Below are 16,568 nucleotides of genomic sequence, written 5' to 3' on the forward strand. Positions count from 1 at the left end.
CGCGAAACCCATCGTTGCGAGTAATGGGCCCGGGCTATCCGGCCACAGGCATCAAACGGCGACCAGGCGCACACTGCCGCCTTCGCCCACACCCAGCGCTTCGGCCGCTTCCGGGCTGAGGCTGACGGGCTTGCCCGGCACCCAGTCGAGCTCCAGCGACACCGCGCGGAAGTCCTGCAACTGGCCGTTGCAGACCAGGTACGGGCGTCCACCCTTGGCAACGTTGTCGTCGATCTTCACCGGGACTACGCGGCTCTGGGCGATCGAGCGAATACCAGTGACCCGCGCGTGCAGGGTCGGACCGCCGTCGAAGATGTCGATGTAGTGGTCGGTCTCGAAGCCTTCGCGCATCAGGATGTCGAAGGTGATCTGCGCGCGCGGGTGCACCTGGCCCATGGCCTCCTGGGCTGCGTCGGGCAGCAGCGGCACGTAGATCGGGTAGTGCGGCATCAGTTCGGCGAGGAAGGTGCGGCTCTTGAGGCCGCACAGGCGTTCAGCCTCGGCATAGTTGATATCGAAGAAATTGCGCCCGATGGCGTCCCAGAACGGTGAGTCACCCTGCTCGTCGCTGTGGCCGACGATCTCGGTGACCACCGAGTCGGCGAAGCGCTCCGGATGCGCCGCCATGAACAACAGCCGGCCGCGCGAATTGAGCTCGGCCGAGGCACTGTTCACCAGGTCTGGCAGCACATAGAAGCTGGTCAGCAGACTGTTGCCGGTCAGGTCATGACACTGGGAGAGCACGTGGATCTTGTTGTGGATCTTCAGTTCCCGCGAGGCGTGGACGAAGGTCTCGTTTCGAAAGCTGTAGAACGGTTCGGAGTAGCCGGCCGAGGCAACGATGGCCGAGCAGCCGGCAAGCTTGCCGGTGCTGCTGTCCTCAAGGACGAAGAAGTAGCTCTCTTCGCCGTTGAAGCTGACTTCGGCGGCAAACGACGTCTCCGAGGCGGCGATCTTGTCGCCCAGGCGGCCGGCATCATCCGGCAAGGACGTGACACCGATGGGGCTGTCCGCAGCCAGGCGCTGCACTTCGTTCAGGTCAGCCATTTGCGCAGGGCGCATCACCAGCATGGTGTCACTCCTTTCGGGAAAGCAGGCCAACGCAGTCGGCACGGAAAAACGGCGGGCACCCCTGGCACCCGCGAGGAATTCGTTCGCCACCGGCCTGCGACAGGCCGGGACGAAACCGCAGGCGTATCAGGCCTGGGTCAGTTTGGCCACGGCGCGTTCGAAACGGGCCAGGCCTTCGTCGATGTCGGCATCCTCGACCACCAGGCTCGGCGCGAAGCGCACGACATCCGGGCCAGCCTGGAGGACCATCAGGTTCTCTTGCTCGGCGGCATTGAGCACATCCTTGGCCTTTCCTTTCCAGGCATCGGACAGCACGCAGCCGATCAACAGGCCAACGCCGCGGACCTGGGTGAAAATGCCGTACTGCCGGCCGATCTGTTCAAGGCGTGCCTTGAAGCGCTCATGCTTGGCCTTGACGCCCGCGAGCACCTCGGGGGTGTTGATCACGTCGAGGACTGCATTGGCGACCGCGCAGGCCAGGGGATTGCCGCCGTAGGTGGTGCCGTGGGTGCCGACCGCCAGGTGCGTGGCAAGCTCGGCCGTAGTCAGCATGGCGCCGATCGGGAAGCCGCCGCCCAGGCTCTTGGCGCTGGTAAGGATGTCGGGGACTACGCCGTAGTGCATGTAGGCATACAGCTCGCCGGTACGGCCTACGCCAGTCTGCACTTCGTCGAAGATCAGCAGCGCGTTGTGTTCGTCACACAGTTTGCGTGCGCCTTCGAGGTAGGCAAGATCAGCCGGCACCACGCCGCTTTCGCCCTGGATCGGCTCGATGACCACGGCGCAGGTCTTGTCCGAGATCTGCGCCTTGAGCGCTTCAAGATCGTTGTACGGCACATGGCTGATCCCGGCGATCTTCGGGCCGAACCCGTCGGAATACTTCGGCTGGCCACCCACGCTGACGGTGAACAGGGTGCGGCCGTGGAAGCTGTTCACGGTGGCGATGATCTCGTGCTTCTCAGGACCGAAACGGTCATGACCCACCCGGCGCGCAAGCTTGAACGCGGCCTCGTTGGCCTCGGCGCCCGAGTTGCAGAAGAAAGCGCGGTCGGCGAAGGTCGCGTCCACCAGCTTGTGGGCCAGGCGCAGGGCCGGCTCGTTGGTGAACACGTTGGACACGTGCCAGAGGGTATTGGCCTGCTCGGTGAGGGCCGCGACCAGCGCCGGGTGAGCATGCCCGAGCGCGTTTACCGCGATGCCGCCGGCAAAATCGATGAGCTCGCGGCCCGACTGGTCCCACACTCGAGACCCGGCGCCGCGTACAGGAATGAACGCCGCCGGTGAGTAGTTGGGGACCATCACCTGGTCGAAATCGGCACGCTGCACCGGGGTTTGCTCAACGGACATCGGAGTCTCCTGAAGAGGAACGCTGGCCAGGAAATGGCGAGCGATAGGGGGATTGTAAGGACTGAAAGGCGCCTGTCCTTGTCGCCAAGCGACAACTTGTTACAGCGCTAAACCCTGTTTTACCAAGGCTTTCGGCAATGCGACAAACTTTGTCGCAATCGCGCAGTTTACGCTGCGCAGGGATTTTGCAGGAGCGTTGCGCTGTTGTCAGCCGCGCTCGGCGGGCGCGGAGCTCAGCTCGAACGGACTGCTGCTGCGCCGCTGGTTGCGGTCTTCGCGCGGGGTAGCGCCAAAGAAGTTGCGGTAGGCGCTGGAGAAATGCGGCCCCGAGGAAAATCCGCAGGACAGGCCGATCTGGATGATCGACTTGCTGGTCTGCATCAGCATCTGGCGCGCCTTGTTCAGGCGCAGCTCCAGGTAATACTGGCTCGGGACGCGATTCAGGTACTGCTTGAAGATTCGCTCGAGCTGGCGGCGCGACACGCACACATGCTGGGCGATCTCGTCGGTAGTCAGCGGCTCTTCGATGTTGGCTTCCATCAGCAGCACCGCCTGGGTGAGCTTCGGATGACTGGAACCCAGGCGGTTCTGCAGCGGGATGCGCTGGCGCTCGCCGCCCTCGCGGATGCGCTCCACGACCAGCTCCTCGGACACAGCGCCCGCCAGTTCCGCGCCATGGTCGCGGGCCAGTACCGCCAGCAGGAGGTCGGCCACGGACATGCCACCGCAGGCAGTCAGGCGATCACGGTCCCAGTCGAACAGGTGGCTGGTGGCGATGACCTTGGGGTAACGCTCGCTGAAATCATCCTGCCAGCGCCAGTGCACCGCCGCCCGGTAGCCGTCGAGCAAGCCCAGCTGGGCAAGCGGATACACCCCTGCCGACAAGCCACCGATCATGCAGCCGCCGCGCGCCAATTGCTTGAGGGCCGCGGCCAGCACAGGCGTGACCGCCAGAGGCGGCTCGTCTGCCAGCAGGAAGAGTTTCTGGCAACCCTCCAGACGCCCGTTCCACGGCTCACCCGGCAGTCGCCAGGTAGCTTCCTGCGGCGCGTCGGCCTGAAGAAACGCCAGCTCGTAGGCCACCTCCGGATGCACCTTCTGGGCAACCCGCAACACTTCCTCGGCCAGCGCCAAGGTCAACGCCTTGGTGCCTGGCCAGATGAGAAAACCGATTCGCTGGGTGGTCATAGGGTGCGATCCGAAACCTGAAGTCATTCAACAAGCCGCGCGGGCGGGGACAAGAGCGCAAAGGTTGGCTGCGCCCGTCGCGCAGCATGCCCTATTGTGGTGCGAAGGGGCAGCCTCTTTACTTGAGACTACCGCAAAGGAACTGCTTGAGCCGCTCCGATTGAGGATTGACCAGCACCTCGCGTGGATTACCCCGCTCCTCCACCAGGCCTTTGTGCAAGAACACCAGCTGGTTGGACACCTCGCGGGCAAAGCCCATTTCGTGGGTGACCACGACCATGGTGCGGCCCTCTTGTGCAAGCGACTGCATGACCTTGAGCACATCACCCACGAGCTCGGGGTCGAGGGCCGAGGTCGGCTCGTCGAACAGCATGACTTCCGGCTCCATGGCCAGCGCCCGGGCAATCGCCACACGCTGTTGCTCACCACCGGACATGTGTCCCGGGAAGGCGTCCTTGCGATGGGATACGCCAACCTTGGCCAGGTAGTGCTCGGCCTTTTCGAGGGCTTCTTTCTTGCTCATGCCCAGCACGTGGACCGGGGCCTCGATGACATTTTCCAGCGCCGTCATGTGCGACCACAGGTTGAAGTGCTGGAACACCATCGACAGGCGCGAACGCATGCGCTGCAGCTGGCGGGGGTCGGCGGCCTTGAGCGCGCCTTCCTTGCCCGCAACCAGCTTGAGCTCTTCGTTGTTGAGCAGGATCTTGCCCGCGTGCGGCTGCTCCAGCAGGTTGATGCAGCGCAGGAAGGTCGACTTGCCCGAGCCGCTGGAGCCGATGATGCTGATCACATCGCCCGCCTTGGCCGCCAGGGAAACACCCTTGAGCACTTCGTGACTGCCGTAGCGCTTATGCAGGTCTTGGACTTCGAGTTTGTACATGCTGTCGGTTCTCACAAAACGATCAGTCCCGGGCCGTGGCCCAGTGCGTAATAGAAGGCGCTGTCATCACGACTTGCGCGGCGCCAGGTAGCCGAGCCAGCGGCGTTCGGCCAGCTTGAACAGGCGCACCAGGATGAAGGTCAGGCACAGGTAGAACACGCCCGCCGTGATGTAGGCCTCGAACGGCAGGTAGTACTGGGCATTGACCGTGCGCGCTGCACCCGTGATGTCGATCAGGGTGACGATCGACGCCAGGCTGGTGGTCTGCAGCATCATGATCACTTCGTTGCTGTATTGCGGCAGCGCCCGGCGCATGGCCGAGGGCAGCAGGATGCGCCGGTACATCTTGATGCGCGACATGCCCACCGCCCTGGCAGCCTCGATTTCGCCGTGGGGCGTGGCCTTGAGGCTGCCGGCGATGATTTCGGCGGTGTAGGCGCTGGTGTTGACCGCAAAGGCCAGGCACGCGCAGAAGGTCGCGCTCGACAGCCAGGGCCAGAAGATGCTCTGGCGCACGAACTCGAACTGGGCCAGGCCGTAGTAGATCAGGAACAGCTGCACCAGCATGGGCGTGCCACGGATCACGTAGGTGTAGAGCCAGGCGGAGATGTTCACCAACGGGTGCTTGGATACCCGCATCAGCCCCAGCGGAATGGCCGCCAGCAGACCGAAGAACAGCGACAGCGCCAACAGCTTGAGGGTGGTCAGCAGCCCGCCGAGGTACAGCGGCATCGCCTCCCAGACCACGTTGTAATCGAACATCATAGTTCAGCCACCTTTACACCTGCCGAATAGCGTTTCTCAAGATAACGCAGGGCCAGCAGCGAGACACTGGTGATCACCAGGTACATTGCCGCCACCGCCAGAAAGAAGGTGAAGGGCTCACGGGTGGCATCCGCCGCCTGCTTGGCCTTGAACATCATGTCCTGCAGCCCGACGACCGAAATCAGCGCCGTGGCCTTGGTCAGCACCAGCCAGTTGTTGGTGAAGCCGGGAATCGCCAGGCGAATCATCTGCGGCACCATCACCCGGAAAAATACCTGCATGCCGCTCATGCCGTAGGCCATGCCGGCTTCGGCCTGGCCCTTGGGTATGGCCATGAACGCACCGCGGAAGGTCTCCGACAGGTACGCACCAAAGATGAACCCGAGCGTACCGATACCGGCCATGAGCGGATTGAGATCGATGTAGTCGTCATGGCCGAGCAGCGGCGCGACGCGGTTGAGCACATCCTGGCCGCCATAGAAGATCAGCAGGATGAGTACCAGATCCGGAATGCCACGGATCACCGTGGCATACATATCGCCCAGCCAGGCCAGCCAGCGCACTGGCGACAAGCGCAGCGCAACGCCGATCAGACCGAGAACGACGGCCAGGGCCATGGACGACAGGGCAAGTTGCAGCGTCAGCCACGCCCCGTCGAGGATGACTGCCCCGTAGCCTTTCAACATGATGAGGTCCTCGACCTTGAAAATGAAAAAATGGTGCAAACCTCAGATTCTCTGCTGTTTGCACCATTGCACAGGTGTATTCGACGGTCTTACTTGGCGTCAGGCCCGTAGATGTCGAAGTTGAAGTACTTGTCCTGGATAGCCTTGTACTTGCCGTTGGCGCGGATCGCGTCGATGGCGGCATCGAGACGCTCGACGTTGGCCTTGTCGCCCTTGCGCACGGCAATGCCGATGCCGTCGCCAAAGTACTTGGCGTCGGTGAACGCCGGGCCGACGAACGCATAGCCCTTGCCGGCGTCGGTCTTCAGGAAGCCATCTTCCAGCAGGGTGGCGTCGGCCACGGTGCCATCCAGGCGGCCTGCCGCGACGTCGAGGTAGATTTCGTTCTGGGTGCCGTAAGGCACGACAGTGGCGCCCTGGGCCCCGAAGACTTCCTTGGCGAAACGATCGTGGATCGAGCCACGCTGCACGCCGATCTTCTTGCCCTTGAGTTCAGCCAGGCTGTCGCTCACGGTGGCGCCCTGCTTCATCACCAGGCGTGCCGGAGTCAGGTAGTAGCGCTTGGTGAAGTCGACCGACTTCTTGCGATCGTCAGTGATCGACATGGAAGACAGGATCGCGTCGATCTTGCGCACCTTGAGCGCCGGGATCAGGCCGTCGAACTCCTGCTCGACCCAGGTGCACTTGGCCTTCATCTCTTCGCACAGGGCATTGCCGATGTCGTAGTCGAAGCCCGCGATGCTGCCGTCAGGCTGCTTGAAGGCAAACGGAGGATAGGCAGCTTCGATACCGATTTTCAGCGGCTTCTCATCGGCCAGCGATGCCAGGGAAAACACAGACAGCGCCAGTGCGCCAAGCAGTGCGAGTTTCTTCATCTGGTAACTCCATGGAAATGGGTACAACGCGAGCCGCAGGGTCAAGACCAGGGTCCTGAACCACGAGCGAGAGAGTGGCATTTTAACGACACCCCGAACGTCGATATTTCTTCAAAGCGACAACTACGTATAGCAGCGCCTGAAACCGCGGCGGGCGATATTGACAGCTCCAGCGTGATATGCAAGAGCACAAGGAAAACAACCTGATACCGAAGCAATAACTGCGCCTATTATTCGCAAACCCTTGTAATCCGGCAAGTCTGGCGTGCCAGCAGCGTCAAATTGCTGCAGGTTCGCACCGGGATGCGGCAGGGATGTTTCCCTATGCCCCGGATTGGACCGAGAGCGGTGACATCGATGAATGTCGGAGTAACAGCAGCCTGAAAGCAAGAAACCCGCCAAAGAGGGCGGGTTTCTCGAGTGGACCTGGCGGCAGCACCGCCCTTGTTCAGGCCGAAACCCGGCTCATCTCCTTGTGGGTGTCGATCAGGTGCTGCACCACGCCAGGATCGGCCAGGGTCGAGATATCACCCAGTGCGTCGTACTCCGCCGTGGCGATCTTGCGCAGGATGCGGCGCATGATCTTGCCAGAGCGGGTTTTCGGCAGGCCGGGCGCCCACTGGATGACATCGGGCGAGGCGATCGGGCCGATCTCCTTGCGCACCCAGTTCTTCAGTTCGATACGCAACGCCTCGTTCGGCTCCTGCCCGGCATTGAGCGTGACATAGACGTAGATTCCCTGCCCCTTGAGGTCATGCGGCACGCCGACCACTGCCGCCTCGGCAACCTTGGGATGGGCGACCATGGCGCTTTCGATCTCGGCAGTACCCATGCGGTGACCGGAAACGTTGAGCACATCGTCGACCCGGCCAGTGATCCAGAAGTAGCCATCTTCATCGCGGCGGGCGCCGTCACCGGTGAAGTACATGCCGCGGAAGGTCTTGAAGTAGGTGTCGACGAAGCGATCGTGATCGCCGTACAGCGATCGCGACTGGCCTGGCCACGAATCGAGAATCACCAGGTTGCCTTCGGCGGCACCTTCGATCAGGTTGCCCAGGTTATCCACCAGCGCAGGTACCACGCCGAAGAACGGACGGGTCGCCGAACCAGGCTTGAGCGCGGTAGCGCCCGGCAGCGGGCTGATCAGGATGCCACCGGTTTCGGTCTGCCACCAGGTGTCGACGATCGGGCAGCGGCCCTTGCCCACGGTCTGGTGGTACCAGTTCCAGGCTTCAGGGTTGATCGGCTCGCCCACCGAACCCAGCAAGCGCAGGCTGGAACCGTCGGCGCCCGCCACGGCGGCCTGACCTTCGGCCATCATGGCGCGGATAGCGGTTGGTGCGGTGTAGAGGATGTTCACCTTGTGCTTGTCGACGATCTTCGACACGCGGGTGATGTCCGGGTAGTTAGGCACGCCTTCGAAGAGCAAGGTGGTGGCGCCGTTGGCCAGTGGCCCATAGACGATGTAGCTGTGGCCGGTGACCCAACCCACATCGGCGGTGCACCAGTAGACATCGCCCGGGCGATAGTCGAACACGCGCTCATGGGTAAGCGCCGCGTACACCAGATAGCCGCCGGTAGTATGCAGCACACCCTTGGGTTTGCCGGTGGAACCGGAGGTATAGAGAATGAACAGCGCTTCCTCGGCACCCATTTCCTTCGGTGCGCAGTGGCTTGAGGCGACCTTCATCAGGTCTTCGTACCAGATGTCGCGATGCTGGTGCCAGGCGATGTCGCCACCGGTGCGCTTGCACACGATGATCTTCTGCACGCTGCTGGTTTCGGGGTTGGTGAGGGCCAGGTCGACGTTGGCCTTGAGCGCCGTGCGGCGGCCGCCCCGCAGGCCTTCGTCGGCGGTGATCACTACCTTGGACTTGCAGTCGATGATGCGCCCGGCCAGCGCCTCGGGCGAGAAACCGCCGAACACCACCGAGTGGATCGCACCGATGCGCGCACACGCCAGCATGGCAACCACGGCTTCGGGGATCATCGGCATGTAGATGGTAACCACGTCGCCGCGGTGCACGTCCTGGCCGCGCAGGGCGTTGGCGAACTTGCACACTTGCTCGTGCAGTTCGCGATAGGTGATGTTGCGGTGCTCGGAAGGATCGTCGCCTTCCCAGATGATCGCCAGCTGGTCGCCGCGCTCTTCGAGATGACGGTCCAGGCAGTTGTAGGAGACGTTCAGAGTGCCGTCGGCGAACCACTTGATGTCGACGTGATGGTCGTCGAAGGAGGTCTGCTTGACCTTGGTGAACGGCTTGATCCAGTCCAGGCGCTGGGCCTGCTCACGCCAGAAGCCATCGGGGTTGATCACCGATTGCTGGTACATGGCCTTGTAGGTGGCCTCGTCGGTCAGGGTGTTTGCCGCAACCTCGGGACGAACGGGATACAGTGGAGCCGCACTCATCTGTGTTACCTCGGTGTCATATTTGTTTTTGTATGGAGCCGTTTGTAACTGTACCAGAGCGGCAAAAGCCATTCGACGATGGTAGTAGCGGCACATCCAGCAAACGCCACGCGCCCTTTAGGACCGCTCTGGGACGGTCCTGACCAGGCTCCAGGCGGATGTCGCGGCAATGTCTGCCAGTTGATTGTTACGGATTTTGTCAAAAGGCCAGAAAACTTTATCAAAAGGCCATCTGTTTCCGTAAGTACATGAGGCATAAACTTCTTCTCGCCAACAACGGCAACGCGACTAACTAATGGCAACAGCCCCCACACAGGCACGTTAGTCCCGCAGATCATTCTGATAGTTGAAATTCCTGATGTATCCCGCGACGCCACAAGCGCCGCGCACACCCTCACGACCTTAGACAGGTAAATTGAAAATGAAAGCGTTACTGGTATTGGTACTTGGCAGTCTTTGCAGCGCGGCGATGGCCGACGAAGTTGCACAAGCGGCCGAGCAGATTCCGGTTGAACAATACAACTACTCGCAGCACCTGGACATCGCCCGTGTCATCTCAATGAGCGAAGTGCCAAACGTGTGCGAAGTAGTGCCAGCCCGCATGACCTACGAGGACTCCAAGGGCCAGAAGCACATTCTCGAGTACCGCGTGATGGGTAACGGCTGCTCCAACGGCTGATGCCAAAGTTGCATCGGCAACCTGCAGGAAGTTGCAGCGACACGATCGCATGCAACTTCCGAGTCTGTGAAGCAATGATTATTCCGCCGACTTGTTGAGCGCGTGATCGCGCAACTTGTTGGCAATGGTCGTATGGGAAACACCCAGACGCTTGCCCAATGCCCGGCTGGTCGGAAAGTCACTCATCAGTCGTTCAAGCACTGCTTTTTCAAAACGTCCGACTATGTCCGCCAAGTCACCTTCCAGAGAGAACTCTCCCAAAGGCTGGCGAACACCGTAGTCGGGCAGTCGAATATGCTCGGCTTTCACCACACCGCCTTCGCACAATGACACGGCCTGGAACAGCACATTCTCCAGCTGGCGGACATTGCCGGGCCAATGATAGTGGCCGAGCCGCTCCAGCGCCGCAGGCGCCAAACGAGGCAGAGCACAGCCGATCTGCCGGCTGGCCTGGTCGAGAAAATGCTCGACCAGCGGCCCCAACCCATCCAGACATTCTCGAAGCGGCGGGATGTGCAGCGAGAGCACGTTCAGGCGGTGATACAGGTCCTGGCGGAATTCGCCCCGGGCGCACAGCTCTGACAGGTCGACCTGGGTCGCACAGATCACCCGCACGTCCAGGTACACTTCTTCGTCGCTGCCTACCCGGCGAAAGCACCCATCCTGCAAGAAGCGAAGCAGTTTCACCTGCAGGCGCGGGCTCATTTCGTCCACCCCATCGAGAAACAGCGTGCCGCCCGCCGTCAGCTCCAGCAACCCGAGCTTGCCCTCCGCCCGCGCACCTTCGAAAGCGCCAGGACCGTAGCCGAACAGCTCGGTCTCGGCCATTGACTCGGGCAGTCCGGCGCAGTTCAGGGCCATCAGCGGTGCCTGGCCGCGCGGACTTGCCAGGTGGCAGGCGCGCGCCAGCAGCTCCTTGCCGGTGCCGGTCTCGCCCTCGATCAGCAGCGGCGCGTCGAGCGGTGCCATGCGCCGCGCTTCACGTACCACCGCCGCCATGACCCGCGAACTCTGGAAGATGCTGTCGAACCCGCGCAGTTCCTGCTTGCGCACATGGTAGATGCGCTCGCCTATGCGGTCGGCCCGGTGCAGGGTAAGCACCGCGCCAGCCAATGCCTCGCTGTCGTCATGCTCGGACTGCAATGGCGCGATGTCGGCCAGGAACACATCGCCCCTGACCTTCACCCGCTGGCCATTGATCCGCGACTTGTTGGCCCGCACCAGCTCTGGCAGGTCGAAGTCTTCGGCGTACCGTGACAGTGGCAGCCCCGGCACTTCGTCGACCCTTACCCCCAGCAGCTGCGCCGCCGCGCGGTTGGCCGCGACGATGCAGCCACCCATGTCGATCGACAGCACGGGAAACTCCAGCGCCCCGAGGAGCGCATTGAGCTCCATGTGCCGCCGCTCGCTGGGCATGAGCCCCACACGCTTGACGCCAAACACCCCGCCGATCGACTCGAATTTCGGCCGCAGGGCCTGGAACTGCAGGTTGATGAGGTTCGGGCAATGCAGGTAGATGGCATTGCCGTGCTCGCCGCCGACTTCGCCGCGCGCCACGTTGATACCGTATTCCACCAGCAGGTTGAGAATATCGCGCAGAATCCCGATGCGGTTCTGACAGTGCACTTTGATACGCATGCAAGGGCTCGGAAAGGAAGAGAGAGCTTGATTATTTCATCCGCGAACGGAAAAGTCGTAAAGATTATCTGCCAAAATCGCGCCTTTTCAGCCCGGACATCTCGGGGCCAGCCGCTTTCGTAAAATTATCGTTACAACCAGTCGCTAATTCGAGGGGCAGCGCCCATCGATAGCCAGTACAAAACAGGCAAGCCGTGATCAAGACTGGGTTATCGGCGTGAACCTACAACAACAAAGCCCTCACCCAGGAGAGCAGCATGAAACACACGCAATACGTGGCGCTCGAGCCCGATGCGAAGGGTTTTATCGACTACCCGCAGCAGGATCATGCGGTGTGGAACACCTTGATCACCCGCCAGTTGAAAGTGCTCGAGGGCCGTGCGTGCCAGGAGTACATGGATGGCATCGAACAGCTTGGCCTGCCCCATGACCGCATCCCGCAACTGGGCGAGATCAACAAGGTGCTGGGCGCCACCACCGGCTGGCAGGTTGCACGCGTGCCAGCACTGATTCCCTTCCAGACATTTTTCGAACTGCTGGCCAGCAAGCGCTTTCCCGTAGCGACGTTCATTCGTACCGCCCAGGAACTCGACTACCTGCAAGAGCCGGACATTTTCCACGAGATATTCGGGCACTGCCCGCTGCTGACCAACCCATGGTTCGCCGAATTCACCCACACATACGGCAAGCTAGGCCTCAAGGCGAGCAAGGAAGAGCGCGTCTACCTGGCGCGCCTGTACTGGATGACCATCGAGTTCGGGCTGATGGAAACGCCGCAAGGCCAGAGAATCTACGGTGGCGGCATCCTCTCCTCGCCCAAGGAAACGGTCTACAGCCTGTCCAGCGAGCCCGAGCACCAGGCCTTCGACCCGCTTGAAGCCATGCGCACGCCCTACCGGATCGACATCCTGCAACCCCTGTACTTCGTGCTGCCGAGCCTCAAGCGCCTGTTCGACCTTGCCCACGAGGACATCATGGGCATGGTCCACCACGCCATGCACCTGGGCCTGCACGCGCCGAAATTTCCACCCAAGGTAGCGGCGTGAGCCGTTGCGCCTGATAACAACTCGAACTGGAAAACGTCATGAACGCCTTGAATCAAGCCCATTGCGAAGCCTGCCGCGCTGACGCACCGAAAGTGACTGATGAAGAGCTGGCTGAATTGATCCGCGAGATCCCGGATTGGAACATAGAGGTCCGCGACGGGCACATGGAGCTCGAGCGGGCCTTTGCGTTCAAGAACTTCAAGCATGCGCTGGCGTTCACCAATGCAGTGGGCGAACTCGCCGAGGCCGAGGGGCATCACCCGGGCCTGCTGACTGAATGGGGCAAGGTCACGGTGACCTGGTGGAGCCACTCGATCAAGGGACTGCACCGCAATGACTTCATCATGGCGGCGCGTACCGACGAGGCCGCAAAGGTGGCTGAAGGCCGCAAGTAAGCCGGTTCGCAAGCGCATCACTAGTCGGACGGTGTATGAAAACCGTCCGATATCCGCCCGCAAAGCCGACCGGCGACGGGGAAAATATTCATACTGTCATTCTGACTGCTGTATCCTGCCCCAGCTTTTCGAAGCCTTCACGCGCCTAGCGCAGCCTTACCCTTTCTCACACTTGCGAGGAACGACGAGATGCATGAGATCCCGAATCTTCCCTTCCCAAGCCTGAAGCCAGAAGAGCAGTCCGTTGCCGCTCACCACGCTGAACCCGCTCAAGCTGTCGAGCAGACTGGCGACGACAAACCCAGCGCCGACCAGGAATAACCGCGCACCCCAGCGGCAGTGTGAAAACGGCTGACTCGTCAGACACCGTCGTCACGTTTTCACACCGTCTGGAATGACTGCCGCTACACCCCTCCTCCACGCTTATCCGCGCTGGGCATACTGCAATACCACTTCCAACGGATGACGCAACTGGCGATCCGCCAGGCGCTTGACCTGACTGCGGCACGAATAGCCCGTGGCCAGCGCTTCGCCCTGCTTGTCCAGCTTGGTCGCCCAGGACTGCTCGAAGATGGTCCGGGAGGTATCCTGGTTGCGCGCTTCGTGGCCATAGGTGCCCGACATGCCGCAGCAGCCGGTGGCCTCGGTGACCAGGGTCAGGCCCATGCGGCTGAACACCTGCTCCCACTGGCGGGTACTGGCTGGCACGTTGGTCTTCTCGGTGCAATGGGCCATGAGGCGGAAGCTACCTGCAGCGGCCGCTGCCTGCTCGGGCAGTACATCAACCAGCCACTCCTGGGGCAGCAACACCTTCGGGCAATCTTCAAGGCCGTCGACCTTCTGGTACTCCTGGCGGTAGACCAGTGTCATCGCAGGGTCCAGGCCCACCAGCGGCACGCCGCACTCGGCCAGCGCCTTGAGCTGGCTGGCGTTGCGCACTGCCGCCTTGGCGAAGGCACCCAGGAAGCCCTGAACATGCAGCGGCTTGCCGTTGGCGCTGTAGGGTGCCAGGAACACGCGGTGGCCCAGGCGGTGCGCCAGCTCGATGAATGCGGCCAGCAGCGGGGTTTCGAAGTAACGGGTGAAGGCATCCTGCACAAGCACGATGCTGCGCTCGCGCTGGGCCGCGCTCAACTCCCGCAGGGCGGGCACGCTGGCGACACCAACGCGGCAACGGGTCAGGGTCGACTGCAGGTTGAAACGACTGATCAGCGGGCTGTCGACCATGCCGACCTGATTGGCCAGCAGCTTGCCGACCCATTTCGACCCCATCACCGCGTTGTACAGCCCAGGGGCGTGGGCCATGTAAGGGATGGTGAACTCCAGCGAGCCAATCAGGTAGTCACGCATCGGACGCTGGTAGCGGCCGTGATAAAGCTCCAGGAAGCGCGAGCGGAACTCCGGCACATTGACCTTGATCGGGCACTGCCCTGCACAGGATTTGCACGCCAGGCAGCCAGCCATGGCGTCGTATACCTCGTGGGAAAAATCCTCTTGGCCCTGCTGTCGTGCACGGTTGTTGCGCAGCCGCGCTGGCAGGTCCTTGATCCATGAGGTGCGCTTGCGCGCTGCGGCCAGCACGTCGATATTGGCCGCGCCTTGCAGCCGCAGCCACTCGCGGATCAGCGATGCGCGGCCTTTGGGCGAATGCTGGCGTTCACGCGTCGCCTTCCACGATGGGCACATGGCGTCATTGGGATCGTAGTTGTAACAGGCGCCATTGCCGTTGCAGTGCACAGCACTGCCGAAGCTCTGCCAGACACGTTCGTCAATCGTGCGGTCGAGTTCGCCGCGCAGGGTCACCTCGTCGACCTTGATCAGGCCTTCGGGGCTGTCTGGCGGGGTGCAGATCTTGCCGGGGTTGAGCTGGTTGTGCGGGTCGAAGGCGCCCTTGAGGCGCTGCAACGCCGGGTACAGCGCACCGAAGTACTCGGGCACGTATTCCGAACGCAGGCCCTTGCCGTGCTCACCCCAGAGCAGGCCGCCGTAGCGCTTGGTCAAGGCCGCTACCGCATCGGAGATCGGCTTGACCAGGGCAGCCTGCGCCGGGTCCTTCATGTCCAGCGCCGGGCGTACGTGGAGCACGCCGGCGTCAACGTGGCCAAACATGCCGTAGGCCAGCCCGTGGCCGTCGAGCAATGCACGAAATTCGGCGATATAGTCCGCCAGTTGCTCAGGCGGCACGGCAGTGTCTTCCACGAAAGGCTGTGGCCGCACTTCGCCTTCGACGTTGCCAAGCAGGCCTACCGAGCGTTTGCGCATGACGTAGACACGGGTCACTGCCTCAGAGCCTTCCGCCAGGGTATGCCCCAGGCGCTCGACGCTGGTGTCGGTCTGCAAGTGCGCGACAAAGGCTTGAACTCGAGCATTCACCTCCTCTGGCTCATCCCCGCAGAACTCCACCAGGTTGATACCCAGGGTCGGCCGCTCGGCATGCGCTGGGAAATACTCGGCGACGCTGTGCCAGACGATGTCTTTCATCGCCAGCATCAGCACCTTGGAATCCACGGTCTCGATCGACAGCGGCTTGTGCGCCATCAACGCATTGGCATCGCGCAGGGCGTCCATGAAACTGCCGTAGCGCACGTTGACCAGCACGGCGTATTTCGGGATCGGCAGGACATTGAGCTTGGCTTCGACCACATAGCCCAACGACCCTTCGGCACCGCACAGCACGCTGTTGAGGTTGAAGCGGGCCTGCTCGTCGCGCAGGTGCGCCAGGTCATAGCCGGTCAGGCAGCGGTTGAGCTTGGGAAAGGTGCTTTCGATCAGCTCGGCCTGTGTCCGCTGGATGTCGCGGGCAGTGCGATACACCTCGCCAATGCGGCCAGGCGCGGCGCAGGCCTGCTCCAGCGCCTGGTCGTCGATCGGCAGGCTGTGCAGGCGCTCGCCGCCCAGCAGAACGCTGTGCAGTTCGAGGACATGGTCTCGCGTCTTGCCGTAGGTGCAGCTGCCCTGCCCGCTCGCATCGGTATTGATCATGCCGCCGACAGTGGCGCGGTTGGAGGTGGACAGCTCCGGGGCGAAGAACAGGCCGTGGGGCTTGAGCGCGGCGTTGAGCTGGTCCTTGACCACACCGGCTTGCACCCGCACCCAGCGCTCCTCGACGTTGATCTCGAGGATCTTGTTCATGTGCCGCGAAAGGTCGACGACGATGCCATCGGTCAACGACTGCCCGTTGGTGCCAGTGCCGCCGCCACGCGGCGTCAGCTTGACCTCGCGAAAGCGTGGCTCGGCCATCAGCGCGGCGATACGCGCCACATCGTCGGCATCCTGCGGAAACACCGCAGCCTGCGGCATGCGCTGGTAGATGGAGTTGTCGGTGGCGAGCACGGTCCGGGTGCCGTAGTCGGCACTCAGCTGGCCCTGGAAGCCGCTGGCACGCAGGGCTTCGAGAAATTCGGGGTAGTTGGCGGCAGGCGCGCTGGTCGGCAGCTGGGCGATCATCAAGGGATGCCTCTTTTATCGGCTAATTCACGGAAAACCTGTCATCGCGGCATGAGTCTGCCAGGACACGGATGACGAATGAGCCAATGTTCCTGTAGTTTGAGTACAAGGGCAAACGGATAATCCTGCCGCTATCAA

General features: G+C 62.2%; 14 protein-coding genes. 4 read left to right on the forward strand and 10 right to left on the reverse strand.

The genetic code is table 11. From position 1 onward, the window contains the following. Positions 1-51 precede the first annotated feature (51 nt). The 8 genes from aruF to acs form a co-directional block, all read right to left on the reverse strand. Positions 52-1,071 carry an arginine/ornithine succinyltransferase subunit alpha gene (aruF, locus tag AC0ZZU_RS14320; RefSeq protein WP_476341551.1) on the reverse strand — a complete coding sequence of 340 codons (1,020 nt, stop codon included), beginning with the start codon at positions 1,069-1,071 and terminating at the stop codon, positions 52-54. Positions 1,072-1,197: 126 nt separating this feature from the next. Beyond that, positions 1,198-2,418, reverse strand: coding sequence for an aspartate aminotransferase family protein (locus AC0ZZU_RS14325; RefSeq protein ID WP_476341553.1), 1,221 nt, complete (start codon positions 2,416-2,418; stop codon positions 1,198-1,200). A 207-nt stretch (positions 2,419-2,625) separates the two neighbouring features. Then, positions 2,626-3,606 carry a transcriptional regulator ArgR gene (gene argR, locus AC0ZZU_RS14330; protein ID WP_476341554.1) on the reverse strand — a complete coding sequence of 327 codons (981 nt, stop codon included), beginning with the start codon at positions 3,604-3,606 and terminating at the stop codon, positions 2,626-2,628. Positions 3,607-3,724: 118 nt separating this feature from the next. After that, positions 3,725-4,489, reverse strand: a complete 765-nt coding sequence (locus AC0ZZU_RS14335) for an ABC transporter ATP-binding protein (protein WP_476341555.1) — start codon at positions 4,487-4,489, stop codon at positions 3,725-3,727. A gap of 66 nt (positions 4,490-4,555) precedes the next feature. Then, positions 4,556-5,254: an ABC transporter permease gene (locus AC0ZZU_RS14340; RefSeq protein WP_476341557.1), complete on the reverse strand. Its 699-nt coding sequence runs from the start codon at positions 5,252-5,254 to the stop codon at positions 4,556-4,558. Next, positions 5,251-5,940 carry an ABC transporter permease gene (locus AC0ZZU_RS14345; RefSeq protein ID WP_158460238.1) on the reverse strand — a complete coding sequence of 230 codons (690 nt, stop codon included), beginning with the start codon at positions 5,938-5,940 and terminating at the stop codon, positions 5,251-5,253. The genes AC0ZZU_RS14340 and AC0ZZU_RS14345 overlap by 4 nt, the downstream gene beginning before the upstream one ends. 89 nt (positions 5,941-6,029) lie before the next feature. After that, the gene (locus AC0ZZU_RS14350) at positions 6,030-6,815 is read right to left on the reverse strand and encodes an ABC transporter substrate-binding protein (RefSeq protein ID WP_476341558.1); all 786 of its coding nucleotides are present in this window, start codon (positions 6,813-6,815) and stop codon (positions 6,030-6,032) included. A gap of 448 nt (positions 6,816-7,263) precedes the next feature. Beyond that, positions 7,264-9,225 (reverse strand): acetate--CoA ligase, encoded by a 1,962-nt coding sequence (gene acs, locus AC0ZZU_RS14355; protein ID WP_476341560.1) that lies wholly within the window; start codon positions 9,223-9,225, stop codon positions 7,264-7,266. Positions 9,226-9,646: 421 nt separating this feature from the next. Here acs and AC0ZZU_RS14360 point away from each other — a divergent pair, with 421 nt between their 5' ends. Beyond that, complete coding sequence (locus AC0ZZU_RS14360) at positions 9,647-9,904, forward strand: DUF2790 domain-containing protein (RefSeq protein WP_158460235.1); 258 nt, start codon at positions 9,647-9,649, stop codon at positions 9,902-9,904. Between the two features lie 78 nt (positions 9,905-9,982). On the opposite strand, the gene AC0ZZU_RS14365 is transcribed toward AC0ZZU_RS14360, so the two are convergent. Further along, positions 9,983-11,542 (reverse strand): sigma-54-dependent transcriptional regulator, encoded by a 1,560-nt coding sequence (locus AC0ZZU_RS14365; protein ID WP_476341562.1) that lies wholly within the window; start codon positions 11,540-11,542, stop codon positions 9,983-9,985. 257 nt (positions 11,543-11,799) lie between these two features. On the opposite strand from AC0ZZU_RS14365, the gene phhA reads away from it, so the two are divergent. The 3 genes from phhA (at position 11,800) to AC0ZZU_RS14380 (ending at position 13,304) form a co-directional block, all read left to right on the forward strand. Continuing rightward, positions 11,800-12,588: a phenylalanine 4-monooxygenase gene (gene phhA / locus AC0ZZU_RS14370; RefSeq protein WP_476341564.1), complete on the forward strand. Its 789-nt coding sequence runs from the start codon at positions 11,800-11,802 to the stop codon at positions 12,586-12,588. Positions 12,589-12,626: 38 nt separating this feature from the next. Beyond that, positions 12,627-12,983, forward strand: a complete 357-nt coding sequence (locus AC0ZZU_RS14375) for a 4a-hydroxytetrahydrobiopterin dehydratase (protein ID WP_476341565.1) — start codon at positions 12,627-12,629, stop codon at positions 12,981-12,983. A 189-nt stretch (positions 12,984-13,172) separates the two neighbouring features. After that, a complete protein-coding gene (locus AC0ZZU_RS14380) occupies positions 13,173-13,304 on the forward strand; it encodes a hypothetical protein (RefSeq protein ID WP_476341566.1) in 132 nt (43 codons plus the stop codon). Between the two features lie 102 nt (positions 13,305-13,406). On the opposite strand, the gene ydiJ is transcribed toward AC0ZZU_RS14380, so the two are convergent. Continuing rightward, a complete protein-coding gene (gene ydiJ, locus AC0ZZU_RS14385; RefSeq protein ID WP_476341568.1) occupies positions 13,407-16,430 on the reverse strand; it encodes a D-2-hydroxyglutarate dehydrogenase YdiJ in 3,024 nt (1,007 codons plus the stop codon). Between the last annotated feature and the right edge of the window lie 138 nt (positions 16,431-16,568).

The organism is Pseudomonas sp. JE3303 (genome assembly GCF_056312565.1).

Excerpts from the sequence above, each read along its gene's own strand:
- AC0ZZU_RS14360 (WP_158460235.1), top strand. The coding sequence starts at position 9,647 with ATGAAAGCGTTACTGGTATTGGTACTTGGCAGTCTTTGCAGCGCGGCG.
- AC0ZZU_RS14380 (WP_476341566.1), top strand. The coding sequence starts at position 13,173 with ATGCATGAGATCCCGAATCTTCCCTTCCCAAGCCTGAAGCCAGAAGAG.
- acs (WP_476341560.1), bottom strand. The coding sequence starts at position 9,225 with ATGAGTGCGGCTCCACTGTATCCCGTTCGTCCCGAGGTTGCGGCAAAC.
- AC0ZZU_RS14335 (WP_476341555.1), bottom strand. The coding sequence starts at position 4,489 with ATGTACAAACTCGAAGTCCAAGACCTGCATAAGCGCTACGGCAGTCAC.
- ydiJ (WP_476341568.1), bottom strand. The coding sequence starts at position 16,430 with ATGATCGCCCAGCTGCCGACCAGCGCGCCTGCCGCCAACTACCCCGAA.
- argR (WP_476341554.1), bottom strand. The coding sequence starts at position 3,606 with ATGACCACCCAGCGAATCGGTTTTCTCATCTGGCCAGGCACCAAGGCG.
- AC0ZZU_RS14345 (WP_158460238.1), bottom strand. The coding sequence starts at position 5,940 with ATGTTGAAAGGCTACGGGGCAGTCATCCTCGACGGGGCGTGGCTGACG.
- aruF (WP_476341551.1), bottom strand. The coding sequence starts at position 1,071 with ATGCTGGTGATGCGCCCTGCGCAAATGGCTGACCTGAACGAAGTGCAG.
- AC0ZZU_RS14350 (WP_476341558.1), bottom strand. The coding sequence starts at position 6,815 with ATGAAGAAACTCGCACTGCTTGGCGCACTGGCGCTGTCTGTGTTTTCC.
- phhA (WP_476341564.1), top strand. The coding sequence starts at position 11,800 with ATGAAACACACGCAATACGTGGCGCTCGAGCCCGATGCGAAGGGTTTT.
- AC0ZZU_RS14375 (WP_476341565.1), top strand. The coding sequence starts at position 12,627 with ATGAACGCCTTGAATCAAGCCCATTGCGAAGCCTGCCGCGCTGACGCA.
- AC0ZZU_RS14325 (WP_476341553.1), bottom strand. The coding sequence starts at position 2,418 with ATGTCCGTTGAGCAAACCCCGGTGCAGCGTGCCGATTTCGACCAGGTG.
- AC0ZZU_RS14365 (WP_476341562.1), bottom strand. The coding sequence starts at position 11,542 with ATGCGTATCAAAGTGCACTGTCAGAACCGCATCGGGATTCTGCGCGAT.
- AC0ZZU_RS14340 (WP_476341557.1), bottom strand. The coding sequence starts at position 5,254 with ATGATGTTCGATTACAACGTGGTCTGGGAGGCGATGCCGCTGTACCTC.